Source organism: Cellvibrio sp. (assembly GCF_046347455.1).
Taxonomy (GTDB): domain Bacteria; phylum Pseudomonadota; class Gammaproteobacteria; order Pseudomonadales; family Cellvibrionaceae; genus Cellvibrio.
This window is the reverse complement of record NZ_JAXMGC010000010.1, coordinates 46413-72556: the sequence shown is the minus strand read 5'-3', so window position 1 is coordinate 72556 and position 26144 is coordinate 46413. Positions and strand designations below refer to the sequence as shown.

The 26144-nt window shown below is 47.4% G+C and carries 23 protein-coding genes; 16 read left to right on the top strand and 7 right to left on the bottom strand.

From position 1 onward, the window contains the following. On the top strand, positions 1 to 250 hold a 250-nt coding region (locus U1F02_RS15255), incomplete at its 5' end, for a hypothetical protein (protein WP_409991273.1). 59 nt (positions 251 to 309) lie between these two features. Here U1F02_RS15255 and U1F02_RS15250 read toward each other — a convergent pair. From U1F02_RS15250 to U1F02_RS15240, 3 genes are all read right to left on the bottom strand, one after another. After that, positions 310 to 2733, bottom strand: a complete 2424-nt coding sequence (locus U1F02_RS15250; protein WP_409991272.1) for a YgiQ family radical SAM protein — start codon at positions 2731 to 2733, stop codon at positions 310 to 312. 115 nt (positions 2734 to 2848) lie between these two features. Continuing rightward, positions 2849 to 4696: a PAS domain S-box protein gene (locus U1F02_RS15245; protein WP_409991271.1), complete on the bottom strand. Its 1848-nt coding sequence runs from the start codon at positions 4694 to 4696 to the stop codon at positions 2849 to 2851. Between the two features lie 13 nt (positions 4697 to 4709). Then, entirely contained in the window at positions 4710 to 5855 is a 1146-nt protein-coding gene (locus U1F02_RS15240) for an FIST signal transduction protein (protein WP_409991270.1), read from the bottom strand. A gap of 221 nt (positions 5856 to 6076) precedes the next feature. Between U1F02_RS15240 and fdxA the strand changes: the two genes are divergently transcribed. The 5 genes from fdxA (at position 6077) to U1F02_RS15215 (ending at position 10358) form a co-directional block, all read left to right on the top strand. After that, entirely contained in the window at positions 6077 to 6400 is a 324-nt protein-coding gene (gene fdxA, locus U1F02_RS15235) for a ferredoxin FdxA (protein ID WP_409991269.1), read from the top strand. Between the two features lie 99 nt (positions 6401 to 6499). Next, positions 6500 to 6835: a metalloregulator ArsR/SmtB family transcription factor gene (locus U1F02_RS15230; RefSeq protein WP_409991275.1), complete on the top strand. Its 336-nt coding sequence runs from the start codon at positions 6500 to 6502 to the stop codon at positions 6833 to 6835. 31 nt (positions 6836 to 6866) lie between these two features. After that, positions 6867 to 7877, top strand: a complete 1011-nt coding sequence (locus U1F02_RS15225; protein WP_409991268.1) for an ArsJ-associated glyceraldehyde-3-phosphate dehydrogenase — start codon at positions 6867 to 6869, stop codon at positions 7875 to 7877. Next, positions 7874 to 9091, top strand: a complete 1218-nt coding sequence (gene arsJ, locus U1F02_RS15220) for an organoarsenical effux MFS transporter ArsJ (protein ID WP_409991267.1) — start codon at positions 7874 to 7876, stop codon at positions 9089 to 9091. The genes U1F02_RS15225 and arsJ overlap by 4 nt, the downstream gene beginning before the upstream one ends. Further along, positions 9078 to 10358, top strand: a complete 1281-nt coding sequence (locus U1F02_RS15215; protein WP_409991266.1) for a hypothetical protein — start codon at positions 9078 to 9080, stop codon at positions 10356 to 10358. Before arsJ ends, U1F02_RS15215 begins: the two co-directional genes overlap by 14 nt. 62 nt (positions 10359 to 10420) lie before the next feature. On the opposite strand, the gene U1F02_RS15210 is transcribed toward U1F02_RS15215, so the two are convergent. After that, positions 10421 to 10771, bottom strand: coding sequence for a DUF3147 family protein (locus U1F02_RS15210; RefSeq protein ID WP_409991265.1), 351 nt, complete (start codon positions 10769 to 10771; stop codon positions 10421 to 10423). A gap of 135 nt (positions 10772 to 10906) precedes the next feature. Then, positions 10907 to 11440 carry an energy transducer TonB gene (locus U1F02_RS15205; RefSeq protein ID WP_409991264.1) on the bottom strand — a complete coding sequence of 178 codons (534 nt, stop codon included), beginning with the start codon at positions 11438 to 11440 and terminating at the stop codon, positions 10907 to 10909. Positions 11441 to 11736: 296 nt separating this feature from the next. Between U1F02_RS15205 and rpmE the strand changes: the two genes are divergently transcribed. After that, on the top strand, positions 11737 to 11958 hold the full coding sequence (rpmE, locus tag U1F02_RS15200) for a 50S ribosomal protein L31 (RefSeq protein ID WP_409991263.1): 222 nt from the start codon (positions 11737 to 11739) through the stop codon (positions 11956 to 11958). 19 nt (positions 11959 to 11977) lie between these two features. After that, positions 11978 to 12808, top strand: a complete 831-nt coding sequence (locus U1F02_RS15195; RefSeq protein ID WP_409991262.1) for a thermonuclease family protein — start codon at positions 11978 to 11980, stop codon at positions 12806 to 12808. 60 nt (positions 12809 to 12868) lie between these two features. Here U1F02_RS15195 and U1F02_RS15190 read toward each other — a convergent pair whose 3' ends face one another. Next, positions 12869 to 15346, bottom strand: a complete 2478-nt coding sequence (locus U1F02_RS15190; RefSeq protein WP_409991261.1) for a penicillin-binding protein 1A — start codon at positions 15344 to 15346, stop codon at positions 12869 to 12871. 103 nt (positions 15347 to 15449) lie between these two features. On the opposite strand from U1F02_RS15190, the gene U1F02_RS15185 reads away from it, so the two are divergent. The 8 genes from U1F02_RS15185 to U1F02_RS15150 all read left to right on the top strand — a co-directional run bounded on the left by U1F02_RS15185 (position 15450) and on the right by U1F02_RS15150 (position 23757). Beyond that, positions 15450 to 16517 carry a pilus assembly protein PilM gene (locus U1F02_RS15185; RefSeq protein ID WP_409991260.1) on the top strand — a complete coding sequence of 356 codons (1068 nt, stop codon included), beginning with the start codon at positions 15450 to 15452 and terminating at the stop codon, positions 16515 to 16517. Next, the gene (locus U1F02_RS15180) at positions 16517 to 17116 is read left to right on the top strand and encodes a PilN domain-containing protein (protein ID WP_409991259.1); all 600 of its coding nucleotides are present in this window, start codon (positions 16517 to 16519) and stop codon (positions 17114 to 17116) included. Before U1F02_RS15185 ends, U1F02_RS15180 begins: the two co-directional genes overlap by 1 nt. 2 nt (positions 17117 to 17118) lie before the next feature. Then, positions 17119 to 17727 (top strand): type 4a pilus biogenesis protein PilO, encoded by a 609-nt coding sequence (locus tag U1F02_RS15175; RefSeq protein WP_409991258.1) that lies wholly within the window; start codon positions 17119 to 17121, stop codon positions 17725 to 17727. Position 17728: 1 nt separating this feature from the next. After that, positions 17729 to 18256 carry a pilus assembly protein PilP gene (locus tag U1F02_RS15170; RefSeq protein ID WP_409991257.1) on the top strand — a complete coding sequence of 176 codons (528 nt, stop codon included), beginning with the start codon at positions 17729 to 17731 and terminating at the stop codon, positions 18254 to 18256. Between the two features lie 6 nt (positions 18257 to 18262). Next, positions 18263 to 20413 (top strand): type IV pilus secretin PilQ, encoded by a 2151-nt coding sequence (locus tag U1F02_RS15165; protein ID WP_409991256.1) that lies wholly within the window; start codon positions 18263 to 18265, stop codon positions 20411 to 20413. Further along, the gene (aroK, locus tag U1F02_RS15160) at positions 20413 to 20931 is read left to right on the top strand and encodes a shikimate kinase AroK (protein ID WP_409991255.1); all 519 of its coding nucleotides are present in this window, start codon (positions 20413 to 20415) and stop codon (positions 20929 to 20931) included. The genes U1F02_RS15165 and aroK overlap by 1 nt, the downstream gene beginning before the upstream one ends. A gap of 84 nt (positions 20932 to 21015) precedes the next feature. Next, positions 21016 to 22092, top strand: a complete 1077-nt coding sequence (aroB, locus tag U1F02_RS15155; protein ID WP_409991254.1) for a 3-dehydroquinate synthase — start codon at positions 21016 to 21018, stop codon at positions 22090 to 22092. Between the two features lie 21 nt (positions 22093 to 22113). After that, positions 22114 to 23757, top strand: coding sequence for an AAA family ATPase (locus U1F02_RS15150; protein ID WP_409991253.1), 1644 nt, complete (start codon positions 22114 to 22116; stop codon positions 23755 to 23757). Positions 23758 to 23855: 98 nt separating this feature from the next. Here U1F02_RS15150 and U1F02_RS15145 read toward each other — a convergent pair whose 3' ends face one another. Beyond that, entirely contained in the window at positions 23856 to 26096 is a 2241-nt protein-coding gene (locus tag U1F02_RS15145; RefSeq protein WP_409991252.1) for a hypothetical protein, read from the bottom strand. Positions 26097 to 26144: the final 48 nt, after the last annotated feature.

The window sequence follows — 26144 nt, the reverse complement described above, 5'->3', positions numbered from 1 at the left end:
ACGTAGCCAGTTTAACGGGCGCATTGAATCCCAACTGCCCATCATACAAGCGCGTAACAACGATCGCTTTTTAGCAGCTTATACAGATAACTTGGTTTCACCACGGCAATGCACGCTTGAAGGAAAAGAAGCGCTGGCAAAAGTGCGCGATCAATACGCGTCTCTCGGTCCAGCCGTATTTAAAAATTTGAGTAACGCCGTGCAGGATGAAGAGCGTTGCGTAAGTATGATGAAATTAATGGCTAAATAGTGGATTGACCGTGAGATGCACTATCAGCCACTTTTGGTGGCTGATAGTGTACTGAATATTTATCGTTTGGGTTTTTGCGGTTGTGAAGCTTTTGGCTTGCCGGTTCCTGCACCTTTTGCATTTAACAGATTGTTAAATTTTCTCGCGCTTTCAAACTTATCGCCAAATGCTTTTGCTGCTGGCTTTTTAACGGTAGTTGCTGCCACGTTCTTAGTGCGAGTGTTTATACTCGCTTGCGCGCGTGCATTGGGTGATGGATTTCTGCTTGCCGGTTTTGTGTTGCGATTATTTGCCTTTGGATCTTCCGCTGGAATTAATGCAGAAGCCGCTGAACCAATTAAATGGCCTTTGCGCATTTTTACCAGAGCCTCACGAATCATTGGCCAGCCGGCGGGGTCGTGGTAACGCAGTAAGGCTTTTTGCAAACGACGTTGCTCCAGTCCGCGTGGAATGGTTATTTTTCCGCTTTTGTAGGTCAACTTTTTGAGCGGGTTGCGCTCGCTTACGTACATTGCCGTGGCCAACGACATAGGCGATGGATAAAAGGTTTGTACCTGATCCACTTCAAAATTGTTTTTCTTTAACCATAACGCCATGTTCACCATGTCTTCATCTTTTGTGCCGGGGTGTGCGGCAATGAAGTAGGGAATTAAATATTGTTTTTTGCCCGCTTCCTTGGAGAATTTGTCGAACATTTTTTTGAATTCGTAATAGCTACTCATTTTGGGCTTCATCATTTGCGCGAGCGGGCCTTCCTCGGTGTGCTCGGGTGCAATTTTCAAATAGCCGCCCACATGGTGCGTCACTAATTCTTTTACGTATTCGGGGTCTTGCACTGCAAGGTCGTAGCGCAAACCTGAGGCGATGGAAATACGATTGACGCCTTTTAGTTTTCGCGCTGCGCGATAGAGCGCCGTGGTGTGCTTGTGATCTGTAATTAAATTTTTACAAATAGTGGGATACACACAAGACAAGCGGCGGCACTTGGATAGCGTGGGCATATCCTTACAGGTTAGGCGATACATGTTCGCTGTAGGGCCGCCTAAGTCGGAAATATGGCCCGTAAAGCCAGGCACTTTTTCGCGGATATCTTCAATTTCTTTCAAAATAGATTCTTGCGAACGGCTTTGAATAATGCGGCCTTCGTGTTCTGTAATTGAACAGAACGTACAGCCGCCAAAACACCCGCGCATAATATTCACGGATGTTTTAATCATGTCGTACGCGGGAATTTTTTGATTGCCGTAGCTTGGATGCGGCACGCGTGCGTAAGGTAAATCGAACACACCATCGAGTTCATCGGTTGCCAGTGGAATCGGTGGCGGGTTTATCCAGATTTCGCGGTTACCGTGCTTTTGAATTAAGGGGCGCGCGTTGTAAGGGTTGGCTTCTTGATGCAAAACCCGCGACGCATGCGCATACAAAATGGGATCGTTACGCACCTTTTCAAATGCGGGTAAACGTACGTAAACCTTATCGTCATCAGCCAAGTCGCTACGGTTTTGTAGCGGCATAGGAATGATGCGAATAGCTTGCTCTGCGTCCGGCTCCAAAGCTTTTGCTGAGGTTTCGCCTTGCGCAGGGCAGCCAATGGTAGTGAGTTCGTTAGACGCATTTAAAGCTGCGATTTGTGCATCCATCTTGTCAGGGTCGAGCTGACGCAAACCCACTTGCGAATTGTTGGTATCAACTTGCGCAGCATCTACCACAGATTTTGTGTCGTGCTGGTACTCGTAAGGGTTCGGCAATTTATCGATATGCCCCGGCCAATCGATGCGCGTTGAATCAATTTCGGTCCAACCAGCAGGTGGCGCCTTGCGAACGACGGCGGTACCCCGTAAATCGGTCAGCTCGTGGATTTTTTTGCCTTGCGCTAATGCATGGGCGATATCAGCAATTGCGCGCTCTGCGTTACCGTAGAGAAGAATATCGGCGGTGGCGTCGATCAATACCGAGCGGCGTACTTCGTTGCTCCAGTAATCGTACTGAGCGATACGGCGCAAACTGGCCTCGATACCGCCGAGCACAATGGGCACGTCTTTGTAGGCTTCTTTGCAGCGCTGGCTGTATACGGTCACGCAGCGGTCGGGGCGTTTACCGCCAATGCCGCCGGGGGTGTAGGCGTCATCTGAGCGCAAACGCAGATCGGCGGTGTAGCGGTTGATCATGGAGTCCATGTTGCCCGCGCTCACGCCAAAAAACAGATTCGGTTTACCCAAGGCTTTGAAGGGTTCTGCACTTTTCCAATCTGGTTGCGCGATTATGCCGACGCGGAAGCCTTGCGATTCCAGAAAACGTCCGATAACCGCCATTCCAAAGCTAGGGTGATCCACATAGGCGTCACCGCACACGATGATAATGTCGCAGGAATCCCAGCCCAACTTGTCCATTTCCGCTCGGCTCATCGGCAAAAAAGGCGCGGGGCCGTAGCATTCTGCCCAGTAGCGGGGGTGATCGAAGAGGTTGGTGACGTTGGTATTCATAGATGGGTACTGCGCGGTGGAGATTACGGGGTACTATTGTCCCAGAAATGGAGTGATGAAAATAGGCTTATGCTTTTGCGAGGGAGGGATAATGCGAAGAATGGAGAAAGAGTCTCTATTGCCGAGCCAAGGGCAGGCTGAACCAGAAGCAGCTTCCCGCGCCAAGTTCACTTTCAAAGCCTATGTCCCCCCCCATTTTTTCGATTAAGGTTTTGCTGATTTTTAATCCCAATCCAGTCCCGCCCTGCTTGCGAGTGTCGGAACTATCCGCTTGTGCGAAAGCGCTAAAAATACGTGACCGGAACTCCAGCGGGATACCCGGACCGTAGTCACGCACAGACACTTTCGCATCGCCATCAGTGACGCTAATCGCGATATCAACTGCGTGATCTGCAGGAGAAAATTTGGCTGCGTTTGAAAATAAATTATTCATAACTTGCATCAAACGATCTGCATCAGCGATCACCATTGCTTCGACCGGTTTGTCTGTGAGTGCAAAACGTGTGTTGTAAGTTTGTGCATAGGCGGTGTTGGATTCTATGGCGAGCTCTACTAAGGTGGTGAGGTTGATTAAATCTTTGTTCAAGCTCATTTTGCCTGCAGTGAGCTTTTCCATATCGAGAATATCATTTACCAGTGCGACTAACCGCTGGCTATTTTTATGGGCAATTTTAATAAGCTTTAAAGGATCGTCTGCTATGGTGCCAGCCTTGCCTGATTCCAAAATGCCAAGCGCACCGCGAATTGATGTAATGGGAGTGCGCAACTCATGGCTGACCACCGATACGAATTCCGATTGCAGTTGGGCTATACGTCGGCGTTCTGTTACGTCGTTCAGTGTTCCGGTAAAACGTAGGTTATTGGTGGATTCATCCACTTCACTTTGAATGGTAAGTTCAAACCAGCAAAACTGTTCGTTTTTGGTGTAAAAACGAAATTCACCCTTGTAGACGGTAATGTCGCAATCGCACAATTTTTGAAAAGTTTCGGCCGCTTGGTCCAAATCGTCGTAATGGACAAAATCCATAAAGCTTCGCCCAATGGTTTCTTCCAATTTGAAATGTGTAATTTCCTCCCACGCGGGATTCAAAAACATCATGCGGCCTTCGTGGTTCATCTGAAAAATAACTTCGCGCACGTTCTCGACCAAATTCCGGTATTGTTGCTCGCTCGCCAGAATTTTTTCAGCCATGCGCTTGCGTTCGGTAATGTCAGTACGAATGCTAATGTATTGGTACGGCTTTCCTGAGTCCTCTAAAAAGGGAACAATCGTACTGTCTACCCAATACAATTTACCGCTTCGCGATTTATTGCAAATCTCGTTGTGCCACACTTTTCCTGTGCTGATGGTTTGCCATAAGTGTTTGAAAAACTCAGCATCGTGTGTTTTTGAATTAACAATAGCGTGTGTATGTCCTATTAATTCTTCGCGTGTATAGCCGCTAATATCGCAAAACTTATCGTTCACATAACGGATAACACCTTTGGTATCTGTAATGCTTACAATGGCGTGCTGATCCATGGCAAAACGCTGATTGAACAGTTCAAGCCGGCGCTGTTCTTGTTGCTCAATCAGGCTGGAAAGTAGCGAAGAAAAACCTTCCAGATCATCGGCGAAAGGCACGCAAAAAGCTTCTTCACTTTGATCTAGCAGTTTAATTGCCGCATCGCGAACATATTGCAAAACGCGGTTTCGGCTTGCGATATCTGTTCGTATTTGTTGGTTAATGGCGTTCAGTTCCGCGGAGCTTTGTTCCAGACTGCGCGAACGCAAATCTAGGTCCCGGTCATTTTGTTCATAAGTGGCATTAACACGAACCAACAGTTCCTGAATTCCCTCAGTAAATTCACGTAGTTGCGGCGATAGGTCAAGCGCTTGGAGGCTGGACAAGCGCTCAGATAATTCGCTGTCTGATTCAACTCCACATAAACGTCGGAGTTGTCGTGAGAGAGTTGGATGCATGTTTAGAGGGTACTCATGCGTTTTCGCTAATCCAGGTAATTGTCATGGTTTGGTTGTGCAGCCGGCATTCGCTGAGAAACTCGGTACCGGCAATTTCGCCGTTTGAGTAATAGCCTGTGATGGTGGTGTTTTTTCCGAGAGTGTCGGCAACGGCTTCCACTTCCTCGTCAATACGGTCACCCATCACGAGTTTGCGTCCGATACAACTCACCAGAATCGCAAGGCTTTCACCGGGCGCGTCGGCGTGCGTTTTTTTAGCGGTTTGTGCGGCAGTTTCGGCGCCATTTATTAATTTTTCCGTACTGGAATGCATTAATTCGAGATAACCGTTTGGGTCTATATCGCCGGCCAGTGTGAGCGATCCTTCATCTTCATTTACAGCGAGAATAGTGCGGAAAATACCCTGCTTTTCGCGTTCGTTGTTAAGCATGGCGAATGGGAACAATAATCCTGAACCTGGAAGATCTTTGGCGTAATCGCCCAAGTAACGTTTGTAAACGTCCAGTGCTCGGGTTCCATCAAGCTCATACAGAACATTACCATCGCAACGCGTTACTTTTCGTGCCGGGCCAAAGGGTTCCCAACCTGCAAATGTGCCGTAGCTCAGCTGAATTTTATCGCCGTAAAGCCCAATGGCGACCAAATGTTTATCGCTAGCGCCTGCAGGGCCGAGAGTCCATGTCTGTTTAAACGCGCCGGCATCTGCCGCCAGCCCGCCTGAAATACTGACACCACGGGGAAGGCTTTGCTCAAGACCCGAAACCAGCGCACTTCCATTGATCTCAACACCTGTGCCTAGAAGGAGTACCGCGGCTAGATTTTGGTGATCGAGTGCGCTTCCGAGTCGTTGGCCGGCAGAGTAAGAGTCAGCCATGGATAGGATTTCGGTAGTCACAGCTTTTAGCTGTGTATGGGCAAATTTAACGGCAGTAACTATGCAGCTGTTGTCATAAACTCGATCTACGGCTATCTCACCAGCCGTCGAACAACCGAGTAGAGCCGCTTCTGGTGCGAGTTTAGATAAGGTTTCGGTAAGCAGGGGCGAGTCAAAGAAACTTACCGCCCCGAACACAATGATTAAATCGGGCGCAAAAGCGGAAAGTGGGTTGAGCTGATCAAGGTTGGTTAAGGACTTCAGATGAATTTGCGTTGTTTGCATGCTGCTTATCCCTACAAAATGAATGGTTGTGCGGTTTCTTTTTTCTAAGCCTAGCTTAGGAATACGGGTGAGCAAGTTTTACCGGTGCTGTGCACGGCCTAGCGATGGGGATGAAGCCAAACTGGTCATCACAAAAACTGATACTGCTTATAAATACAATCAGTTTTACAGATATTGATTTTTTGAATAGAGTGGCGGAAATTTTCCGCGATGGAGCTGTTATGCCATTTGTAGTGACCGAAAACTGTATCAAGTGCAAACATACGACCTGCGTGGCGGTTTGCCCGACCGATGCATTCAGAGAAGGCCCCAATTTTTTAGTGATTGACCCGGTTTCCTGTATTGATTGCAATCTGTGCCCAGTGGAATGCCCGATTGGCGCCATATTTGAAGAGGACGAAGTCCCCGAAGATCAAAAGCACTTCATTGCCTTAAATGCGGAGCTTGCAGATATCTGGCCGGAAATTTCTATCGTTAAAGACGCTTTGCCAGACCATGAAAAATGGGATGGTGTGCCCAACAAATTGGCGCTTTTGGAACGCTAACAAGCGCCCGTCTCTCTAGAAACTCCTCTGGCAATTTACATATACGAAATTTCATATATATTGATTTCCGTATATGTATTGCCTGAGGCAGAACCCTTGTTGACTCCCGACCTTATTTGCAAAGCGCTCGCCGACCCTACGCGAGCGCGCATAGCGTTGCTCATTACCAGTGAGCAAGAGCTGTGCGTATGCGAGCTAACCTGCGCGCTCGACGAAATCCAACCCAAAATTTCCCGCCATTTAGCGCTTTTGCGCGAAGCTGAGCTGTTGGCGGATCGCCGCCAAGGGCAATGGATTTATTACCGTTTGCATCCCGACCTGCCGGAGTGGGCAACACAAATGCTGAATAACCTAGCCACCGCGCATCACGAATGGCTAGCAGAAAATCTGCAACGCCTTTGTGACATGCAGGATCGTCCCAACCGCTGTTGTTAATTGGTATTCAAATTGAAATGAGAAAATTGAAATGAAAAAAATTAAAGTCGGCATCAACGGATTCGGTCGCATCGGCCGTTTAGCTTTGCGAGCGTCTTACCTGTGGCCAGAGTTTGAGTTTGTACAAATTAACGACCCCGCAGGTGACGCGGCGACTTTTGCGCATTTACTTAAATTTGATTCTATCCAAGGTACATTAAAGGAGCCCGTGAGTTCAGAGGGAAATGTGCTTTTGATTGGCGAGCACCGCATTAACGTGACCTACAACAAAACAATAAGTGATACGGATTGGTCCTCGTGTGATGTGGTGATTGAATGCAGCGGCAAAATGAAAAGTGTTGCTGTATTGCAGGCGTATCTTGATCAAGGCGTAAAGCGCGTTGTGGTCAGTGCGCCTGTTAAAGAAGCGGGCGCGTTGAATATTGTGATGGGGGTGAACCAGCATCTATTTAATCCCGCAGAGCACCGCATAGTCACGGCGGCATCCTGCACAACCAATTGCCTTGCGCCTGTTGTTAAAGTGATTCACGAAAAACTCGGCATTCGCCACGGTTCTATTACTACCATTCACAATCTCACCAATACGCAAAGTATTCTGGATCAGCCGCACAAAGATTTACGCCGCGCACGTTCATCGGGCTCCAATTTAATTCCCACCACAACAGGTTCAGCAACCGCGATTGCAGAAATATTCCCCGAGTTGCGCGGGCGCTTGAATGGCCACGCAGTGCGTGTACCGCTAGCGAATGCATCGCTGACAGATTGTGTGTTCGAAGTTGAACGCGAAACCACAGTGGAAGAAGTAAACAGCCTATTAAAAGCTGCAAGCGAACATGAACTGAAAAATATTTTGGGCTACGAAGAATTGCCGCTGGTTTCGAATGATTATTGCGGCGACCCACGGTCGTCCATTGTGGATGCGCTTTCTACAATGGTCACCAATAAAACGCAGGTAAAAATTTACGCGTGGTACGACAACGAGTGGGGCTACGCTAACCGCACTGCGGAATTAGCGAAACTTGTGGGCTTGGCAGACCAATGAATTCTAGCGTTCGCCAATACGCTTTAGTGACGGGTAACTATTGGGCGTTTACCTTGACCGATGGCGCTTTGCGCATGCTGGTGGTTTTGTATTTTCATCAGCTGGGTTACAGCCCTTTGCAAGTTGCATCATTGTTTTTGTTCTACGAATTCTTTGGTGTGGTAACCAATTTGTTTGGCGGCTATTTAGGTGCGCGTATTGGTTTGAATCGCACTATGAACATAGGCTTAGGGCTACAAATTATTGCGTTGCTTTTGCTTGCTGTTCCCACCCATTTTCTAAGTGTGCCGCTGGTGATGGGTGCGCAAGCTTTATCTGGAATTGCGAAAGACCTGAATAAAATGAGCGCGAAAAGCGCTATAAAAGGTTTGGTTTCGGCGGATCAACACACGCAGCTTTTTAAATGGGTTGCATTGCTGACCGGTTCGAAGAATGCGCTTAAAGGTATTGGATTCTTCTTGGGCGGGGCATTACTTGCGCTCGTGGGTTTTACTACATCCGTACTCATTATGGCTGGAGTGCTGAGTGTGTGTTGGTGCGTGAGTATGCTTTGGCTTAAACAAGATTTAGGTAAAGCAAAAGCTAAACCCAAATTCGGTGATGTGTTTTCCAAAAGCCACTCAGTCAACCTTTTGTCCGCAGCGCGCTTCTTTTTATTTGGCGCGCGCGATATTTGGTTTGTAGTTGCCTTACCCGTTTTTTTAAGCAGTCAATTAAGTTGGGATTTTTGGCGCGTGGGTGGGTTCTTAGCCGCGTGGGTAATTGGTTATGGCGTGGTGCAATCGCTCGCTCCGCAAATTACTGGAAAATCCAGTGGAAAAATACCCGATGGCCGCAGTGCATTGTGGTGGGCAATTTTGCTCGCGGTTATCACTGCACTCATCGCACTAGGTATGTCATCGCAGTTAAACATGACTGCTGCTTTAATGACTGGCTTATGTGTATTCGGAATTGTATTTGCCATCAACTCGTCCCTGCATAGCTATTTAATTGTGAGTTACGCGAAGGAAGATGGCGCATCTTTGGATATTGGTTTCTATTATATGGCTAACGCGGGCGGCCGTTTGGTAGGTACACTTTTGTCGGGTTGGGTGTACCAACAATTTGGGTTTGCGGCCTGTTTGTGGACATCAGCTGGTTTTATCGCAATAGCGGCATTTCTCTCGCTGGGATTGTCGCCTACACAGGTGGTTAATCGACATGAATCAAGATAAATCTGCTGACTGCCATGCAGACTGTTCCAGTAGTGCGGAGTTGCTAAACCACGATTGCTTTTGTAAAACATTGGATTCCTCGCAGCTCAATAAAATTTTGCAATCCGATAATATCAATCAAGATATTTTAATATCTCACCCGCAGCTGTTTTCCAACACCACCGTATTCATATCACCCGCTCAACAGCAACAAATGCACGATATAGTCCGCGCGGTAGAACGCGTTGTGGCTCTGCCAGCCTATCAGCGCGAAATTCTGGCGCGAGCTCCTGCTATTGCAGTATTTAACCCAGGCACTGCTGGCGTGTTTATGGGTTACGATTTTCATTTGAGTGAGTCGGGACCAAAAGTTATTGAGATAAATACAAACGCAGGTGGTGCGTTTTTAAATTCTGTATTGGCGAGTGCGCAAACCGAGTGTTGTCGTGCAGCGGGGCATTTAGTGCCGCGATTGAAGCCGCGACTTGATCAAGAGTTTATTGCTATGTTTAAACACGAATGGCAATTGGCTCATGGCGATAAGCCGCTAACATCTGTTGCGATTGTGGATGAAAATCCGACGCAACAATTTCTTTATCCTGAATTTAAAATGGCGCAACGGTTATTTGAGCGTGAGGGGATTGTCGCGGTTATTGCCGATCCGTCCGAGTTGTATCTAAGCGAACAACGATTATTTTGTCAGGGCAAAGCAATTGATTTGGTGTACAACCGTTTGACAGATTTTTCGTTGGTGGGTGAATCACTTAATATCTTGCGGCAAGCTTATATTCAAAATCTCATTGTGCTAACCCCCAATCCGCACCAGCACGCTCTCTATGCAGACAAGCGTAATCTCATCATTCTAAGTGATGAGCAGCGTTTAAAAGAGCTCGGTGCAAGCGCTCAGGATTGTGCCATCCTGCGCGCAGGTATTCCTCCTACCCAAGCCGTTAGAGCGCACAATGCACCGCATTTATGGGCAGAGCGGCGGCAGTTGTTTTTTAAACCAGCATCAGGTTTCGGTAGTCGTGCTGCTTATCGTGGGGACAAAATCACCAAGCGTGTTTGGGATGAAATTTTGCAAAGCGATTATGTTGCGCAGCAAATTGTGTTGCCCAGCGAGCGCGGAATTTTAGTTGATAGGACGCCAACCGCACTTAAGATGGATATCCGCGCTTACGTTTATAGGGGGCATATTCAGCTGATTGCTGCGCGTTTATATCAAGGTCAAACGACTAACTTTCGAACGCAGGGCGGCGGCTTTGCACCGGTGTTTGTTGCGGCTTAAAAACTCAAATTTTTTCCTAGCCGACCGGCTAGCGCACCAGCAAACAATGCAATAATTGCAAATTAAAGTAATTCAATACCAAAGCGCTTGACCAGAATGGCAAATGCGTAAAAGCAGCCGAGCGTGATTACAACCGACGCTAACATGGTTGGCCAAAATCCAAACCGCGTTAGCAGCCAGGGAAAAACTAAAAACATGGGAAGGGTGGGAACTACGTACCAAAAGGTGTACCACGCATGGTTGGCAATTTTTTCGGGCGATTGTTTTTCTACGTACAACCAGATCAGTGTTAAGACTGTCACCATAGGTAGGGCAGCAATCAGCCCGCCCAGTTTGTCGCTGCGCTTCGCAACTTCTGAAATAAACACCACAAGACCTGCGGTAATTAAATATTTAGTAATAATCCAGCTCATATAGTTGTCTTTAAAATGTTGAAGGTGTTGGCGGCGGGAATTTGGGTGGAGTCTGTATTTTTATGCGGAAATACAAGTGGGTCAACAATAGAAAGCCCGACGTCTGCCGGGCTTCATGGGTAATCTTCAAACTTTTTAACTTGTCGCGAGCAGGCGATCGTATTTACGGCTCAGCATGTCATAAAAGGCTTCACGAACTTGGTTAACACCCATCTTGAGGGTGGTGATTTGCTCGTGGGTTATATCTTTACGGCACACATAAACTTGTTTGCGGAATACGGCGATTTTGGCCCCGTACAAGCGCAAGCTGCGCTCGAGATTCTTTTCGCCCAGCATCAAGAGCTTTGCTTCTGCATCGGCAAGCTTACGGAATTCGTTAACCAGCTCGGTATTGACCAAATCTAATTCTTGACGGCGCGCTGCCGGCCAACGATCACCAAATTGAATTGACTCCACCACTAACGACGAATATTTGGCGAAGATGTGGGTTACGGTACCTACCTGCGCGGATACTTCTTCCAATATTTGCAACCGGCGATTTTCGCGCGGCCCGCTATTTTGCTGGGCGCTGCGCCAGAGAATTAGCCAGGCTACAAGCGCCGCAATCAACGCGCCCAGCCCAATTTTGAGCGAAGTGTCAGTTAATTGAATTAGGGTTTGTGAATCCATGATTGAAGGCCTCTCTGTCAGAAAAACGTCGGTCAAACTCATTTGATAGTGGTTGAGCAAAAAGCAGGCCAGCGCCAATCAATGGCTCATAATCACAGCAAAGTGGGTTAAGCATTCAGCGCTCAGAGGTTTATGGTGGCGCTCATAGGAAATGGCGGGTAGGCGAGCTTTTTTGCTTGCTTTGATGCTGAATTCTGGTAGCATCCCCGCCTCTCTAAAAGAGCCCATTTTATTAACCGATGTGCGGTGCTCGGCAAGCGTCCGGGTGGCGGCACAGATTACTTAGGCGAACTATCATGAAACCAGAAATTCATCCAAATTACGTTGCTGTGAACGTTAGCTGCAGCTGCGGCAATAACTTCACCACCGCTTCTACCTTGGGTAAAAGCGAATTCCACGTAGACGTGTGCAGCGAATGCCACCCTTTCTACACTGGCAAGCAAAAAATCGTTGATACCGGTGGTCGTATCGACAAGTTCACCAAACGCTTCGCAAGCCGTATTGGCGCTAAAAAGTAAGCGATTGTTGGTGAGTCTGGTGAGAATTCCAGGCCGAAAATTCAAAACGCCGAGTGTGCAAACCCTCGGCGTTTTGCTTTTTGGGCTTTTGAATGTGCAGCTGGCAAATGCTGATTGCATGCCCGCTGGCACGGGTGAAAAAGTCGTCGTGACCAAGGTTTATGATGGCGATACCCTCAAGCTGGAAGATGGTCGACATGTGCGCGTTCTAGGCATAAATGCGCCGGAAATCGACCATGGTAATGACAAAGCCGGCCAAGCTTTGGCTGAGGATTCACGCAGGGCAGCTGAGCGTTTTATCAAGTCTGCGAAATCCATAAGACTGTTTTACGATCGAGAGACAACGGACCGCTATGGCCGCACTCTCGCACATGTCTACGATGCTGACGAAAACAGTTTGGCTGCTGGCTTGTTGCGTTCGGGCTTAGCCTTTCACGTCGCTATTCCACCGAACCTTAGCCTCAATGATTGCTTGAGTGCCCAAGAGTCTGTAGCGCGTAAAAAAGGTTTGGGAATTTGGAGTCATGCCAACTGGCAGGCGAAACCTGCCGCATCGCTCACGCAAGACGACACCGGTTTTCAGCGCATCAAGGGAAGAGTCGCGAACCTAAGCATCAAGCGAGCTGTTTGGCTGGAGTTGGACGGGCCACTCGTTATCCAGATTTCCGAGGACGATTTGAAGCAGTTTCCGTCAGTGGACTGGAATGCCTATGAAGGCCAAATAGTAGAAGTGCGCGGTTGGGTTGTTAATCGAAAGTCGGATAAACCCAACAAAAACAGCGATGGAAAATCCTTTAAATCACTCGTGATCCAACCGCGCATTGCGGGGAATTTGGAGATGGTTCCTTAAATCATAAACATCTCCAGATCATGAGCCGCTTCCCGCAAGAGAAGCGGCAGCAAGCCTAGCTTAAAGCACTCCATCTGGCAGAGTCTCAGCGGCAGGCGCTTCATCTTCTATGCCCGCGGGTGTAGAACCAGACGCAGAAATCTCAGTTGGGAAAATCTCAAAAATAGTATTGGTGTCGCCCGGTTGCGCCGGTTTGCCGGTATCGGCATTGATGCGAACGGTGATAATGCCCTCTGGCTGACGAACTACCTGATTCGGAATGCCCTCGAGCGCTGTTCGCATAAAGTCGATCCAAATAGGCAAGGCAGCAGTCGAGCCGAACTCACGTCTTCCCAAGAGCGTATTTTTATCAATACCCACCCAAACAGTCGTGGTCAGGTTCGGGTTGTAGCCTGAGAACCAAGTGTCGCGCGGTCCGTTGGTGGTTCCAGTTTTACCGGCCAAATCGGTACGGCCCAAGGTTTTTGCCGCTACGCCTGTACCTTTGTCGATTACATCTTTCAAGATTGAATCCATGATATAGGCGATGCGCGCATCGATAATCCGCGGCGCATGTTCTTCTTCAACAATGGTTTCACCGGTGGGCGATACATCTGTTTGATCGGCGGTTGCTTCTGGCTTTTTCTCAGGGCAGGTTTTGCATACGCGTTTTGGATGCGCCTCGTAAACCACTTCGCCTTTACCGTTTTCGATGCGGCTAATTAGGTAAGGATCGATCTTGAAGCCGCCGTTTGCAAAGCTCGCATAAGCCGTTGCCATCTGCATTGGGGTCAGGCCGTGGGCGCCAAGCGCTAGCGCGAGTTCGCGGGGGAATTCCTTCTTATTAAATCCGAAGCGCTCGAGGCTATCGATGAGTGTGTCCACCCCAAGGCTTTTCAGGATACGAATAGAAACAAGGTTTTTGGAGCGGTAAAGCGCGCGGCGCAGACTGATTGGGCCGTCAAACTCGCCTTCGTCGTTTTCTGGCCGCCATACTTCGCCCGTGTATTCGTTGCGAATGACAATCGGGGCGTCATTAATCATTGTTGCTGGGGTGAACCCGTGCTCAAGCGCACAGGTGTAAAGCAGAGGTTTGAAACTTGAACCCGGTTGACGTGTACCTTGGGTTACGCGGTTGAAGTGGCTCTGGTTGAAATCGAAACCACCCACCAACGCCCGAATAGCACCGCTGTTAGGGTCTAGCGATACCAGGGCGCTTTGAGCTTCCGGAACTTGCGATAGGCGAGGTTGACCGTCTTTGTCGCGTCCCACGCGAACAACATCGCCAGGATGCAAAAAGTCCTTCGCCGATTTGGGCGCCGGGCCGCGGCTATCTTCGGTTAAATAGGGACGTTTATCCGACAAGCCGTGTTGCCAATCCAGCTCAAGTCGTTCGCCGTTGGATTTGAGTACGCTGATGCTCTTATCCGCTACGGATACTATTGCTACAGGCTCCAATCCCCCTAAAACCGGTATGGACTGAAGCTGATCCTGCCAGTCTTCCATATCCGGTAGGGTTGATGGCTGCAGGTGTTTTTCCGGGCCGCGGTAACCGTGGCGCTCGTCGTAATTCATCAAACCATTAACCACGGCAACTTGCGCTGTGGCCTGCATTGCACTGTCTACCGTAGTGAAAACTTTGTAGCCCTCTGTGTAAGCTGCTTCGCCAAAGCGGTCAATCGCTTCTTTGCGTGCCATCTCTGAAATATAAGGGGCTTGAGTTTCTTGTCCGCTGCCGTGAATAGATGCGGTGTTGGGTTCGCGGATAGCGGCGTCGTAAGCGGCTTTATCGATAAATTGAAGTTCATACATGCGGCCAATGATCCAATTGCGGCGAGTCATTGCGCGCTTTGGGTTGGCAACAGGGTTATAGGCGGAGGGGGCTTTTAATACCCCGACGATCATGGCGTTCTGTGCTATGGTTAAATCTTGAACATCTTTACCATAATAAATTTGAGCGGCGGCCTGCAGTCCATAAGCACGGTTGCCAAAAAACATTTTGTTGTTGAAAAGTTCAAGAATTTCTTCTTTTGTGAACTCTTGCTCAATTTGGATCGAAAGTAGAATTTCGTTGAATTTTCGCGAGAAAACTTGCTTGCGCGTTAAGAAGAAATCGCGCGCCAATTGCTGTGTAAGCGTGCTTCCGCCCGACTGGATCTCGCCAGATTTCAATATTTGTGAAGCTGCGCGCAACATGCCTTTTAAGGAAACGCCATGATGTTCAAAGAATTCTGCGTCTTCTGCCGCCAACAATGCTTTTAAATACAGCGGCGGAATTTGGTTATATTTCAACGGGGTGCGACGCTGTTCACCAAACTCACCAATAAGTTTCCCGTCACTTGAATAAATCCTAAGCGGGGTCTGTAATTTAACTTGTCGCAAACTATCAACCGGCGGCAATTTAGGGCTCAAATATAAGTAAAGCCCGGCAAATGTAACCGCGGTAACGCTTACGCCTGCGAGTAACAGCCAAAAAATAACACTGAAGACGGATTTTTTATTTAGCATTTTTTCCAAGGGAATTAATGAGTTAGCGGATTTGGGCCAAGCGGCCGGCATTATACGAGCTTTTTGCCTGTTTACATATTCATCTGTTTGTTGCAGGCTTAAGTTAAAGTGCTATAACATAAACAACGTCTAAGTTACGGATATAGATAGAAAAATGGGCATTTTAAGCTTCCTCGAAAAAAAAGCGAAACCGGTAATTGGGCTGGATATCAGTTCGACCTCGGTTAAATTGTTGGAATTAAGCCGTCACGGTGATCGCTATCGTGTAGAGACTTATGCCGTTAAACCACTGCCTCCCAACGCAGTGGTAGAGAAAAATATCAATGATCCAGAGGCTGTCGCTGAAGTTGTGAAAGCCATGGTCAAGCAATCCAAAACCAAACTCAAGCACGCTGCGGTTGCTGTAGCGGGTTCGGCGGTGATCACCAAGATGATCGATCTGCCAGCAGGTTTGAGTGATGACGCCATGGAAACCCAAATTTCACTGGAGGCCGATCAGTACATTCCCTTCCCCTTGGAAGAAGTTGCTATCGACTTTGAAGTTCAGGGAGTATCGCCCCGCAATCCTGAACAGGTAGAAGTTCTGCTCGCGGCATGCCGTCGTGAAAACGTGGAAATGCGAGTTAACGTTCTGCAGCTGTCTGACCTTCTTCCTGAAAAAGTCGATATCGAAGCCTACAGTATGGAGCGGGCTTTCGAGCTCATCTCTGAGCAGCTTGAGGACCAAGAAGGACAAGTTGTGGCTGTTATCGATATAGGCGCCACCATGACAACTCTTAGTGTGTTGGTTGATGGCAAAACGGTCTACACACGTGAACAGCTTTTCGGTGGTAAGCAACTGACTGAAGAAATTCAGCGCCGTTATGGCTTGTCGCGTGAAGAAGCAGGTTTAGCGAAGAAGCAGGGCGGTTTGCCTGACGATTATGAATCGGAAGTCTTGGCTCCGTTCAAAGAAGCCGTTGTGCAACAAGTAACTCGCTCTCTTCAATTCTTCTTCTCTGCCAGTCAATACAACGATGTGGATTACATTATCCTCGCGGGTGGTGTTGCTTCGCTGGAAGGGTTGGTTAATTTGATCGAGGAAAAATTGGGCACTCAAACCGTTGTGGCAAACCCATTTGCGCGCATGTCGGTTTCTTCTCGAGTTAACGCCGTGGCTTTAGCAAACGATGCGCCGTCACTTATGATTGTGACCGGCCTTGCGATGAGGAGTTTTGATTAATGGCAAAGATTAACTTATTGCCGTGGCGCGAAGCCTATCGCAAAGAGAAGAAAGAACAGTTTTTGGCTGTTATCGGCGGGGTGGTTTTGTTGTCTGGTTTGATTTCATACTTATGGATTGCGAGTGCGGAGTCTGCTATTGAGAACCAACAGGCTCGAAATCAGATGCTAGAAGTCGAAATAGCGAACTTGGAGAAACAAGTTAAAGAAATTGCAGACCTGAAAAAGGTTCGTGACGATCTTCTAGCCCGTATAAAAATTATTCAGGATTTACAGGGTACACGCCCTTTGATTGTTCGATACTTTGACGACTTTGCACGGTCAATTCCTGATGGTGTGTTCGTTTCGATGGTTTCACTTCAAGGTACGACTTTAAGCATAGAAGGAGTCGCCGAATCCTATAACCGTGTTGCAACTTTTATGCGTAACTTGGATGCGTCGGATTGGTTTGCGGGGCCGAATCTTACCTCGGTGGTTGCAGCTCCCAACGAAGGGGAACAGGCACAATTTTTCAAAATGACAGTAAGCACTTCAGTACCTACGGAGCAAAGTGCTAAAAATGAAAATAACCCTTCGGCTAAAAGCGTGGGGAGTAAATAATTATGTCAATGAATGAAACCCTGGAACAAATTAAAAATTTCGATCCCAATAATATCGATTTTGAAAAAATGGGAATTTGGCCCTTGCCTGCCAAAATATTCGTTCTTGTTTTATTGGCTATCATCATTTTCTCTTTAACCTTTTACCTAAAAATAAGTGAATTGCATGATGATTTGGAGCTTGTAAAGGCTAAGGAGCAAACCCTTCGTAAAACCTACGAAACTAAAAGTTTTGAAGCTGCAAATCTCGATGCTTATCGCGCTCAGATGGATGAAATGGATAAAACCTTTAAGTCTTTGTTGAGTCGTTTGCCAAGTGATGCACAAGTTCCCGGTCTGCTGGATGATATAGGTGCTAGAGGTAGAGAGAGCGGCCTGACTATCAATGCAACAACAATGGAGCCTGAAAGAGCTGCTGAGTTTTACATCGAGGTTCCTTTTCGTATAAATGCCGATGGCGGCTACCATGATATGGGTGGGTTTGTTAGCGGAATCGCAGCTATGCCGCGTATTGTTACTTTGCATGACTACACTATCACGCGTAAAAAAGATTCTATGCTGAATATGCAAATCTCTGCCAAAACCTATAAATATAAAGCGCAGGTAAAGTGAAATGAAGACTATCCTGTTGGTTGTTGAAATATTTATTTTTGCGTTAGTTTTATCGGCATGTAGCTCGTCATCAGATCAACAAGATCTGAAAGACTTTATGGCTGAAACAAAGCGTCGTCCCCAAGGGCAAATTGAGCCATTGCCTCCTTTTCAGGTATATCAATCCTTTACTTACAGTGCGATGACGATGCGCAGTCCATTTGAGCGTCCAGCTCCCAAAGATAAAGAAACAAAAGGCGGGCGAGCTGTAGAGCCAGATTTTACGCGGGAGAAGGAGTATCTCGAAAACTTTAACATTGTGAATTTGAATATGGTTGGCACTTTGTATAAGGCAGGTAAGCTTTTTGCGCTCATAGATGATGGTCAGGGCAAGGTTACTCCGGTTACCGTTGGAAATTACATGGGAAAGAATTTCGGCAAAATAATCTCCACCGACAAGGCTCAAATAGAGGTGATGGAAATTGTTGCTGATGGTTCAAATGGCTGGGTCGAACGCCCAAGAATTATTAAGTTAGTGACGAAGGAATAATCAGCAATGCGTATTCTGTTCTTATTGGGGTTAAATATGCGCAATAACATTCTATTAATACTTTGCTTGTTGTCACCCTTAAGTTGGGCGAACACTATAAGCGCATTCAATACCGCAGAGCTACCCGGCGAGCGTTTTGAGGTTCGAGTTCAGTTTAGCGATACTCCGCCTGACCCTAAAGGATACACAATAGAAAAGCCTGCTCGAATTGTATTGGATTTTCCAGAGTCGGTTAGCGAACTTAAGGATCGCCGTTTTCCGTTGGCTTTTGATAATGCTCAAAGCGCTATGTTGCTGACAACGGAAGGTCGTACACGTTTGATTTTAAATCTTAATGAGCTGACGTCTTATTCCACCAGAAAAGATGGAAATACCTTCGTTGTTGAGGTTGGTGCAAATAAAGCAGCTAATGCCAATGGCAAAAGTGTAGCTGCAAAAAGTTTGGATTTGCCGAGCAAAAAGCCTGCGCCAACCGCAGCTGGTGCAGGTCAAAAAGCAATCTCTAATATTGACTTTAGGCGTGGGCAAAATGGCGAAGGCAGAATCATCGTATCGCTCACCGATCCCCACGTCAGTGCTGATCTAGCAACGACTGGAGCTGGAGTAAAGTTATCATTTAACAACGTGTCGACACCCGCAGAGTTGCGTCGCCGTTTAGATGTTGTTGATTTCGCAACTCCTGTCACTATGGTCAATACATCTCAAGACGGAGCTACTTCTGTTTTGAACGTATCAGCCAAGGGCGATTTTGATTACATGGCTTATCAAACCGATAACGAATATGTATTGAGCATCAAGCCGCTCACCGAGCAAGAGAAAATCGAAAAGAAAAAAGATTTCCAATTTAACGGTGAAAAAATATCGCTCAACTTCCAAGATATGGAGGTGAGAGCAATTCTTCAAATTCTGGCTGATTTCTCGAACTTCAACCTTGTGGCTAGTGATACAGTTCAGGGGCGTATTACTTTGCGATTAGAAAACGTACCTTGGGACCAAGCATTGGCGCTTGTACTTAAAACTAAGGGGTTGGACAAGCGCTTGGACGGCAATGTAATGATGGTCGCCCCAGCTGCAGAAATCGCGGAGCGTGAGCGTCAAGAGCTTTCAACCAAGAAGCAATTGGAAGAGTTAGCACCTTTGAGAACTGAATATCTACGTGTTCGTTATGCCAATGCAAAAGACATGTTTGAATTGTTTCGTGGAAGAACAGGTGCAAATGGTGCAAACGGTGGTAGTCAATCCACTGGAAGCGTTCTGTCAGCACGAGGTCAGGCTATCGTTGATGAGAGAACTAATTCAATCATCGTTACCGATACTGCAGACCGAATTGAACAGTTTAAAAGATTAGTGGATCAAATTGATATTCCTATTCGTCAGGTGATGATTGAGGCGCGCTTGGTTATTGCCAACTCAAACTTCCGTCGAGAGTTGGGGGTTCGTTGGGGAGGGATTACATACGGCAAGTCAGATAATTCGCTTATCCAAGCTTCAGGTACTTTAAATGGTGTTGCGAATCCAAATCCTGCGCAGATCTTAAACAATTCACCAGTGTTACCAGTGCCTAGCGCTGCTGATAAGGTGGTGGATTTGGCTACGACAGGTAAAGCCGCAGGCAGCTTGGCAGCCGGTATTTTAACAGACAACTCTTATCTAGATATGGAGCTGACAGCACTTGAAAACGCGGGTTACGCGGAAATAGTCTCCCAGCCTAGAGTGGTTACAAGCGACAAGAAAACCGCTTCGATAAAATCGGGTAAACAGATTCCGTTCCAAGAGGCCTCTGCTAGCGGGGCAACGAGTACTAGCTTCAAAGAGGCTATTTTAAAGTTAGAGGTGACTCCTCAGATAACGCCAGATAATAACGTGATTATGGATCTCGTTATTACCAAAGATTCGGTGGGCGAAGTAACTTCGACAGGCGGCTTGGCGATCGATATTAACCAGATTGACACTAAGGTTCTTGTCCCCAATGGTGAAACAGTCGTCTTAGGGGGGGTATTCGGGTTGGATACTACGAAAACTGATGTTAAGGTGCCTGTGCTGGGTGATGTGCCTTACCTTGGGCGTTTATTCAAGCGTACCCTGAGAGCAGAATCCAAAACGGAACTGCTGATATTTATTACCCCGAGAATCATTGCGGATAAACTGACCAACTGATGCACAAGCGCAATATATACCTTGTCGGCCCGATGGGGGCTGGCAAGTCTACAATAGGCCGCGTTCTCGCGGCCGAGCTTCATTTGGACTTCCGTGATAGCGATAAAGTAATTGAAGACAGAACTGGTGCTGACATTCCGTGGATTTTCGACATGGAAGGCGAAGAGGGGTTTCGTGATCGCGAGTCTGCCGTGCTTGAGGAGTTGGCGAGTGGTCAAGGTGCAGTTATAGCCACTGGCGGCGGGATTATTCTGCGGCAGAAAAATCGCGAAGTCATGACAGCGTCTGGTTATGTGTGCTATCTAACAGCCTCCATAGATCAGTTAGTAGAACGTACTGCCCGCGACAAGAAGCGCCCTTTGTTGCAAGTCGAAAACCCTCGTCAAAAAATAATTGATTTGGTTGCATTGCGTGATCCGCTTTACCGTGAGACCGCAGATTTTGTTATCAATACAGACAGAAGATCTCCCAAAACTGTTGCGCAAGAAATTTCTGCGTTAATTAGTTCCGCACGTTAAAAGCAAGTACCGTTCATAATTTCGTCAAAAATATCGGGCGCTATATGGTAAAGTAGCGCCCAATATTTTTGGTTGAGTCTCGTTATGCAAACACTTACCGTTGCTCTTGGAGAGCGTTCCTATCCCATCTATATCGGTTCCAATTTGCTATCGCAGGTGGGTTTATATACCCCCCACATCCACGGTAAGCAAGTTTGTGTTGTCACTAATGAAACGATAGCTCCGATTTATCTTGAGCAGTTAAAGAATTGCTTGAGTGCCTCGCAAATGAGCTGCGTAGTTTTACCTGATGGCGAGTCGTATAAAAATCTTTCAACACTCAACGACATATTTACAACTTTGCTAGCAGAAAAGCACAATCGTACAACTACATTGATCGCCCTAGGTGGCGGTGTCGTGGGGGATATGACGGGTTTTGCGGCGGCATGTTATCAGCGCGGTGTTAATTTTATTCAGATTCCCACAACGTTATTGTCCATGGTGGATTCATCTGTTGGTGGAAAAACCGGCGTCAATCATGCAATGGGTAAGAACATGATAGGCGCTTTTTATCAACCACAAGCGGTTGTGGCAGATATATCTTTGCTAAAAACTTTACCCGCTCGTGAAGTTTCCGCGGGTTTGGCTGAAGTCATAAAATACGGGCTTATATCCGATGCAGATTTTTTTGATTGGCTTGAGCAAAACATTGAGCTGTTGATGAGTGGTGATGAAACCGCTTTAACCTACGCTGTGTTACGTTCGTGTCAAAATAAAGCAGATGTTGTTGCACAGGATGAGCGTGAAGGTGGCATCCGAGCGATTCTAAATTTGGGGCACACTTTTGGGCATGCCATTGAAACCGCGCAAGGCTATGGTAACTGGCTGCACGGCGAGGCTGTTGCTGCAGGGATGGTAATGGCTGCCGATTTATCCATGCGTTGCGGAGATATTTCCGAAGGAGATTTACAGCGAATAATTACTTTACTTCAGCGAGCTAAGTTGCCAACTAAAGCCCCCGCCGACATGACACCGGAACAATTCGTGGATCTGATGGGTGTAGATAAAAAAGTTTTGGATGGCCGCTTGCGATTGGTACTCCTTAAATCAATAGGACATGCGATAGTTACCAGCGATATTGATACAAAGCTGTTGATGGAAACTTTTGCCGCTTGTCGTTAAATCATCGAGAGAGAAATTGCTATGAGGACTGAGCCGTCTTTTTCTGAAGACTCCGACAATCCGTTGGGTGAAACTGATCCATCGGTAAATGCGCTAAGTTCACGTTTTGATCAAGACTCGTCGTTAGTGGCTGACTATCGTCAGCGTTATGGCTTATCAACAGACCCTTTTGTAGACGATCCGCATTTTCCGTTTTATCAAGGTGCGCAGCGTCGTCAAATTCTCGAGCAATTATTGCATCTCTGCCAATTTAGCCAAAACCTATTATTGATTACCGGCGATTATGGCGTGGGTAAAACGCGGATGGCACAAGCACTGATTGATGCGCTTGATGATGCGGATGACATTTGTTTTGTTGAAGGACAAATTAATTCGGACATCGATTCCATTCTGGCGGACGTTTGTGAACAGTTAGAACTGGTTGATCGTGACGCTTTTACACATTTATGCCTACAAAAATCCGGGCAAGATGGTTTGGTTGTTCTGATCGTCGATAATGCGCACCACCTTTCTGACGAGGTTATTCTCGATCTAATTGAACTTTTGAGGGAAGGTACTGAGTCGCGCTTGCATTTGGTGCTCTTTGCGGAGCCTCATCTTCTGAGTCGCCTTGAAGCGATCAACGTTCCGGATGTAGTGTTAACGGATTTTTCGTTGGAAAAATTTTCGTTAATTGAGGCCGTGGACTATCTGAACTTTCGCATGGAGATGGCGGATTATCTGGGGCCTGAGATTTTTGTTGAATCAAAGGTTGAATCCTGGTGGCGACAGTCGCAAGGCCAACTGCTTCAATTGCACGAACATGCACACCAAAGTTTATTAGAGGCGGTGTCTAAACCCCAGCGTTCTCGCTCGTATCTGTCGCAGAAGCGGGGTTTACCCATTCCTCATATTGTTGCTGCTTCCGCCCTGGTTGGGGGGCTATTTTTTTGGTTTTTATATCAAGACCGTGATGCCTCAAAACTGGAGGATGCAAAAGTTACATCGTCAATTCCGGTTGTTCCTCAGCAGGCTGGTGTGATTTCATCTCAAGCCGTCTCAGTTCAAGCAAGCTCTATCGCCGCTCCCAATTCGGCAGCGCTAATAAGTTCGGAGGCTGCCCAGAGTCTGGCTAGCTCCTCCTCAGCTTCGCAATTAAGTGCTGCTCAGCCAAAGCCGAAAGAAAGCGTAGTTCCTTTGGTTAAAACGAGTGATTTGGTTCAGAGTAATGAGACGGAAAATGGCGCAGCGAAGCAGAGCCGATCGAGTAGTGTTTCTTCGTTGAAATCTTCAAAAAAAGCAGAACTCTCTAGCGAGCTCGCAAAAATTACAGTTAAAGCTGAAACCGACCCCACACTTGTTGGCAAGTCTAAGAGCGCGGATACCTATTCAGATCAAGAAAAAGCAATTTTGGGTTGGGACGCTACTGGGTATACCTTGCAGCTTGTTGGGCTTAGCAATGAAAAAGCTGCTCACGAATTTATCGCCGCGCAACCCAATAAAAAAGAGTTACTTTTGTTTAAGAGTAGACGTGCAGGTAAAGATTGGTTTGTGGTTGTAACGGGGCGGTATGCGTCATCCTCAAAGGCTCGACAGGCTGTGCAGGAGCTAACTGAGGCGCAAAGAAAAGCAGCACCGTGGCCAAGGGAGATTAAAGTTATTCAGCAAGAGATTAAGCAACGGTAAGTTTTTTGTTTTTGTGGTTTCAAAATGGACTGAGCAAAAAGTGAGACAAAAAAATGCCCCATTTAAGGGGCATTTTTTTAAAGCTCTAAATCCTATCTCTAGTTTACGTTCACTGTAAAGGAGACACTTCCTCCTCCCGCAACGCCAACTTGTATGCCGGTAGCTCCTTTAGGGGTTTTGACAGCGTCAGCCTTAACAATCAAAACAATAACGGATGGATTGGTCGACATTGGTAATCCACCACTAATGTTTAAGGACGCTGTAGCGTCGACCAGATCAGTAGTGACAGCGGTTACACTGGTACCCTTGGGCATAGCATTCCCGTTGCAGTCAGCCACCAGAACTGGAATTCGTTTGGTTTCACCTGCTGCAATAGTAAAGCTGGAAAGACCAACAACCATAGGGCTTTCGCCGCATGACATAACCAAAGTAGCTTCTTGTCTCACGTTCACTTTGTTTGTGGTGCAATCGCCGTTTGCCTTTGCGGTTCCTGAGCACAGGGCGCCATCGTATTTTCCGTTTGGTAAGGGATCAAAGCTACCGTTTTGGTTAAAGTCTAGGAATTCCTCTATTAAATCCCTATCTAAATTGAAATTCTTGTCGACGTAGGCCTCACGTAAATCGTCACAGCTGTTTGCTGTGCCGTAAGCAGCCGACGAACGGGGCGCGTTTGGAGAGCACAGGGCTGTATTTGAAATAGGCAATCCCTTATTTGCCGCAGAATAGATGCCGTTACTGTTAACAAAAATATCCTTGGAAATATCATCGTATACGCCGTTGCTGTTGCCATCAATAAATGACTCGTTGCCAACAGCAGTGGCGAGTATTTGTACTCGTCCTTTGCGGCACTCCTTGGAACCATCGGAGCAGGCCATGGTGTATGAGGTTTCAGTAATGTTAGAGAATGATACTGTGCCTGCTGGCACAGGGCGGGGGTTTTGGCTGCGCCATTCTACAGGACAGGTTCCAGCAGAGGTGGTGCAGCTTCCCTCAATAGCTCCGCCGCTGGTCGTGAAGGTCACTGCAGTTCCATCTGGAACTGGGTTATTAAATGCATCTGCCAGTCTGATGGTCGCAGTACTTGTTACACCATCCTTTGTCCAGCTGTTTGGAGCAAGATCGCTCAATGACAAGCTTGCACTGTTTTGATCGGGTATCCCCGTGGTGACCACCAACACGCTGGATTGCGTTTTCACTTCACCAACGCTCGCGGTAATGCGGACGGGCGTAGGGACCGTGCCAGCCTGAACGGTAGTCGAAGCGTAGCCGTCAGCATCTGTCAGTGCGTTAAAGGCTGTTGGACTTGAAACGCCGCATTTTCCCTCTACTAGCGTTAGGCCTCCCACAGTCGTACTAGGCTCGAAACTAACGCAAACCCCTTTAACTGGAGAGCCTGCTTGGCCTAGCACACGAAAACGAACAGTTGAAGTCTCAAGCCCCCCAGTTCCTTTTAGGCTGATTTGCTTGGGGGAGGCATCCGCAAATGCAATGGTTTGTACAGTATCTAATTTGACAAACACATTTGCAGTTGCAGTTAAAACAGCACCTCTAAATGTGGTTGTGGCCTTCACTAAATCGGCACCGCCGACCCCAGCACAGCCTTTAGATACGTAGCTGACCTCTGCTTTTCCATTTACGGTGTTGACTGTATTCCCTCCTGTAATGGTGGCGTTGTTAGCTGAGAGGCACGGAGAGGAGAAGGTTACTTCCATGGTGTCCGACACCAGTTCGCCGGCCGAGTTAACTATGTATGCCGCAATAGAGGTAGTCCCTCCCGCGGATAGGGTGTTATCGCCAATACCCACTTCTAACTTATCTTTAACAAACGTGGAGCCAGTACCTGACCCTATGCGTCTAGTGTTGATCGGAAGGGTGACGAACGCATCCAGCGTCGAAGAGCCGACGACCATGCTTGCAGTTACTTTGTCATCGATATCGCATTTGCCCACGGTGTATTGAACTGTAGCAGTTCCGTTGATGGTTTCTACGGTGCTATCACCTGCTATAGACGATAGATTTGCTGCGAGGCAGGGAGAATCAAATTTAACTTTCAACTTGCTTGCTGTCGGGACATTCTGCCCATCAACAACGGTCACGCTTAGCTGGGTTTTGTCACCTTCGAAAAGAGTCGGGGCAGATGCGGTACTGGCTATAGCACCTGAGACGAAGTTCGTGCCTGAGCCGCTGCCGATTTTTAGGGTGGTATTACCGCCACTCCCGATTGAAGAGCTATTGTTAAAGTTATCGAGCGTGGAGGTGCCCTCTCCTCCACCACAAGCCGACAGCACCAAGCTTAAAAACGAAGCGCTTAAAAGGGTAAATGTTGTTTTTGTCTGCATGGTGTCGTCCTAATTTCCCGAGAGTTAGAAGCGGTACATTATTGAAAT

Excerpts from the sequence above, each read along its gene's own strand:
- U1F02_RS15250 (WP_409991272.1), bottom strand. The coding sequence starts at position 2,733 with ATGAATACCAACGTCACCAACCTCTTCGATCACCCCCGCTACTGGGCA.
- U1F02_RS15245 (WP_409991271.1), bottom strand. The coding sequence starts at position 4,696 with ATGCATCCAACTCTCTCACGACAACTCCGACGTTTATGTGGAGTTGAA.
- U1F02_RS15240 (WP_409991270.1), bottom strand. The coding sequence starts at position 5,855 with ATGCAAACAACGCAAATTCATCTGAAGTCCTTAACCAACCTTGATCAG.
- fdxA (WP_409991269.1), top strand. The coding sequence starts at position 6,077 with ATGCCATTTGTAGTGACCGAAAACTGTATCAAGTGCAAACATACGACC.
- U1F02_RS15225 (WP_409991268.1), top strand. The coding sequence starts at position 6,867 with ATGAAAAAAATTAAAGTCGGCATCAACGGATTCGGTCGCATCGGCCGT.
- arsJ (WP_409991267.1), top strand. The coding sequence starts at position 7,874 with ATGAATTCTAGCGTTCGCCAATACGCTTTAGTGACGGGTAACTATTGG.
- U1F02_RS15215 (WP_409991266.1), top strand. The coding sequence starts at position 9,078 with ATGAATCAAGATAAATCTGCTGACTGCCATGCAGACTGTTCCAGTAGT.
- U1F02_RS15210 (WP_409991265.1), bottom strand. The coding sequence starts at position 10,771 with ATGAGCTGGATTATTACTAAATATTTAATTACCGCAGGTCTTGTGGTG.
- U1F02_RS15205 (WP_409991264.1), bottom strand. The coding sequence starts at position 11,440 with ATGGATTCACAAACCCTAATTCAATTAACTGACACTTCGCTCAAAATT.
- rpmE (WP_409991263.1), top strand. The coding sequence starts at position 11,737 with ATGAAACCAGAAATTCATCCAAATTACGTTGCTGTGAACGTTAGCTGC.
- U1F02_RS15190 (WP_409991261.1), bottom strand. The coding sequence starts at position 15,346 with ATGCCGGCCGCTTGGCCCAAATCCGCTAACTCATTAATTCCCTTGGAA.
- U1F02_RS15185 (WP_409991260.1), top strand. The coding sequence starts at position 15,450 with ATGGGCATTTTAAGCTTCCTCGAAAAAAAAGCGAAACCGGTAATTGGG.
- U1F02_RS15180 (WP_409991259.1), top strand. The coding sequence starts at position 16,517 with ATGGCAAAGATTAACTTATTGCCGTGGCGCGAAGCCTATCGCAAAGAG.
- U1F02_RS15175 (WP_409991258.1), top strand. The coding sequence starts at position 17,119 with ATGTCAATGAATGAAACCCTGGAACAAATTAAAAATTTCGATCCCAAT.
- U1F02_RS15170 (WP_409991257.1), top strand. The coding sequence starts at position 17,729 with ATGAAGACTATCCTGTTGGTTGTTGAAATATTTATTTTTGCGTTAGTT.
- U1F02_RS15165 (WP_409991256.1), top strand. The coding sequence starts at position 18,263 with ATGCGTATTCTGTTCTTATTGGGGTTAAATATGCGCAATAACATTCTA.
- aroK (WP_409991255.1), top strand. The coding sequence starts at position 20,413 with ATGCACAAGCGCAATATATACCTTGTCGGCCCGATGGGGGCTGGCAAG.
- aroB (WP_409991254.1), top strand. The coding sequence starts at position 21,016 with ATGCAAACACTTACCGTTGCTCTTGGAGAGCGTTCCTATCCCATCTAT.
- U1F02_RS15150 (WP_409991253.1), top strand. The coding sequence starts at position 22,114 with ATGAGGACTGAGCCGTCTTTTTCTGAAGACTCCGACAATCCGTTGGGT.
- U1F02_RS15145 (WP_409991252.1), bottom strand. The coding sequence starts at position 26,096 with ATGCAGACAAAAACAACATTTACCCTTTTAAGCGCTTCGTTTTTAAGC.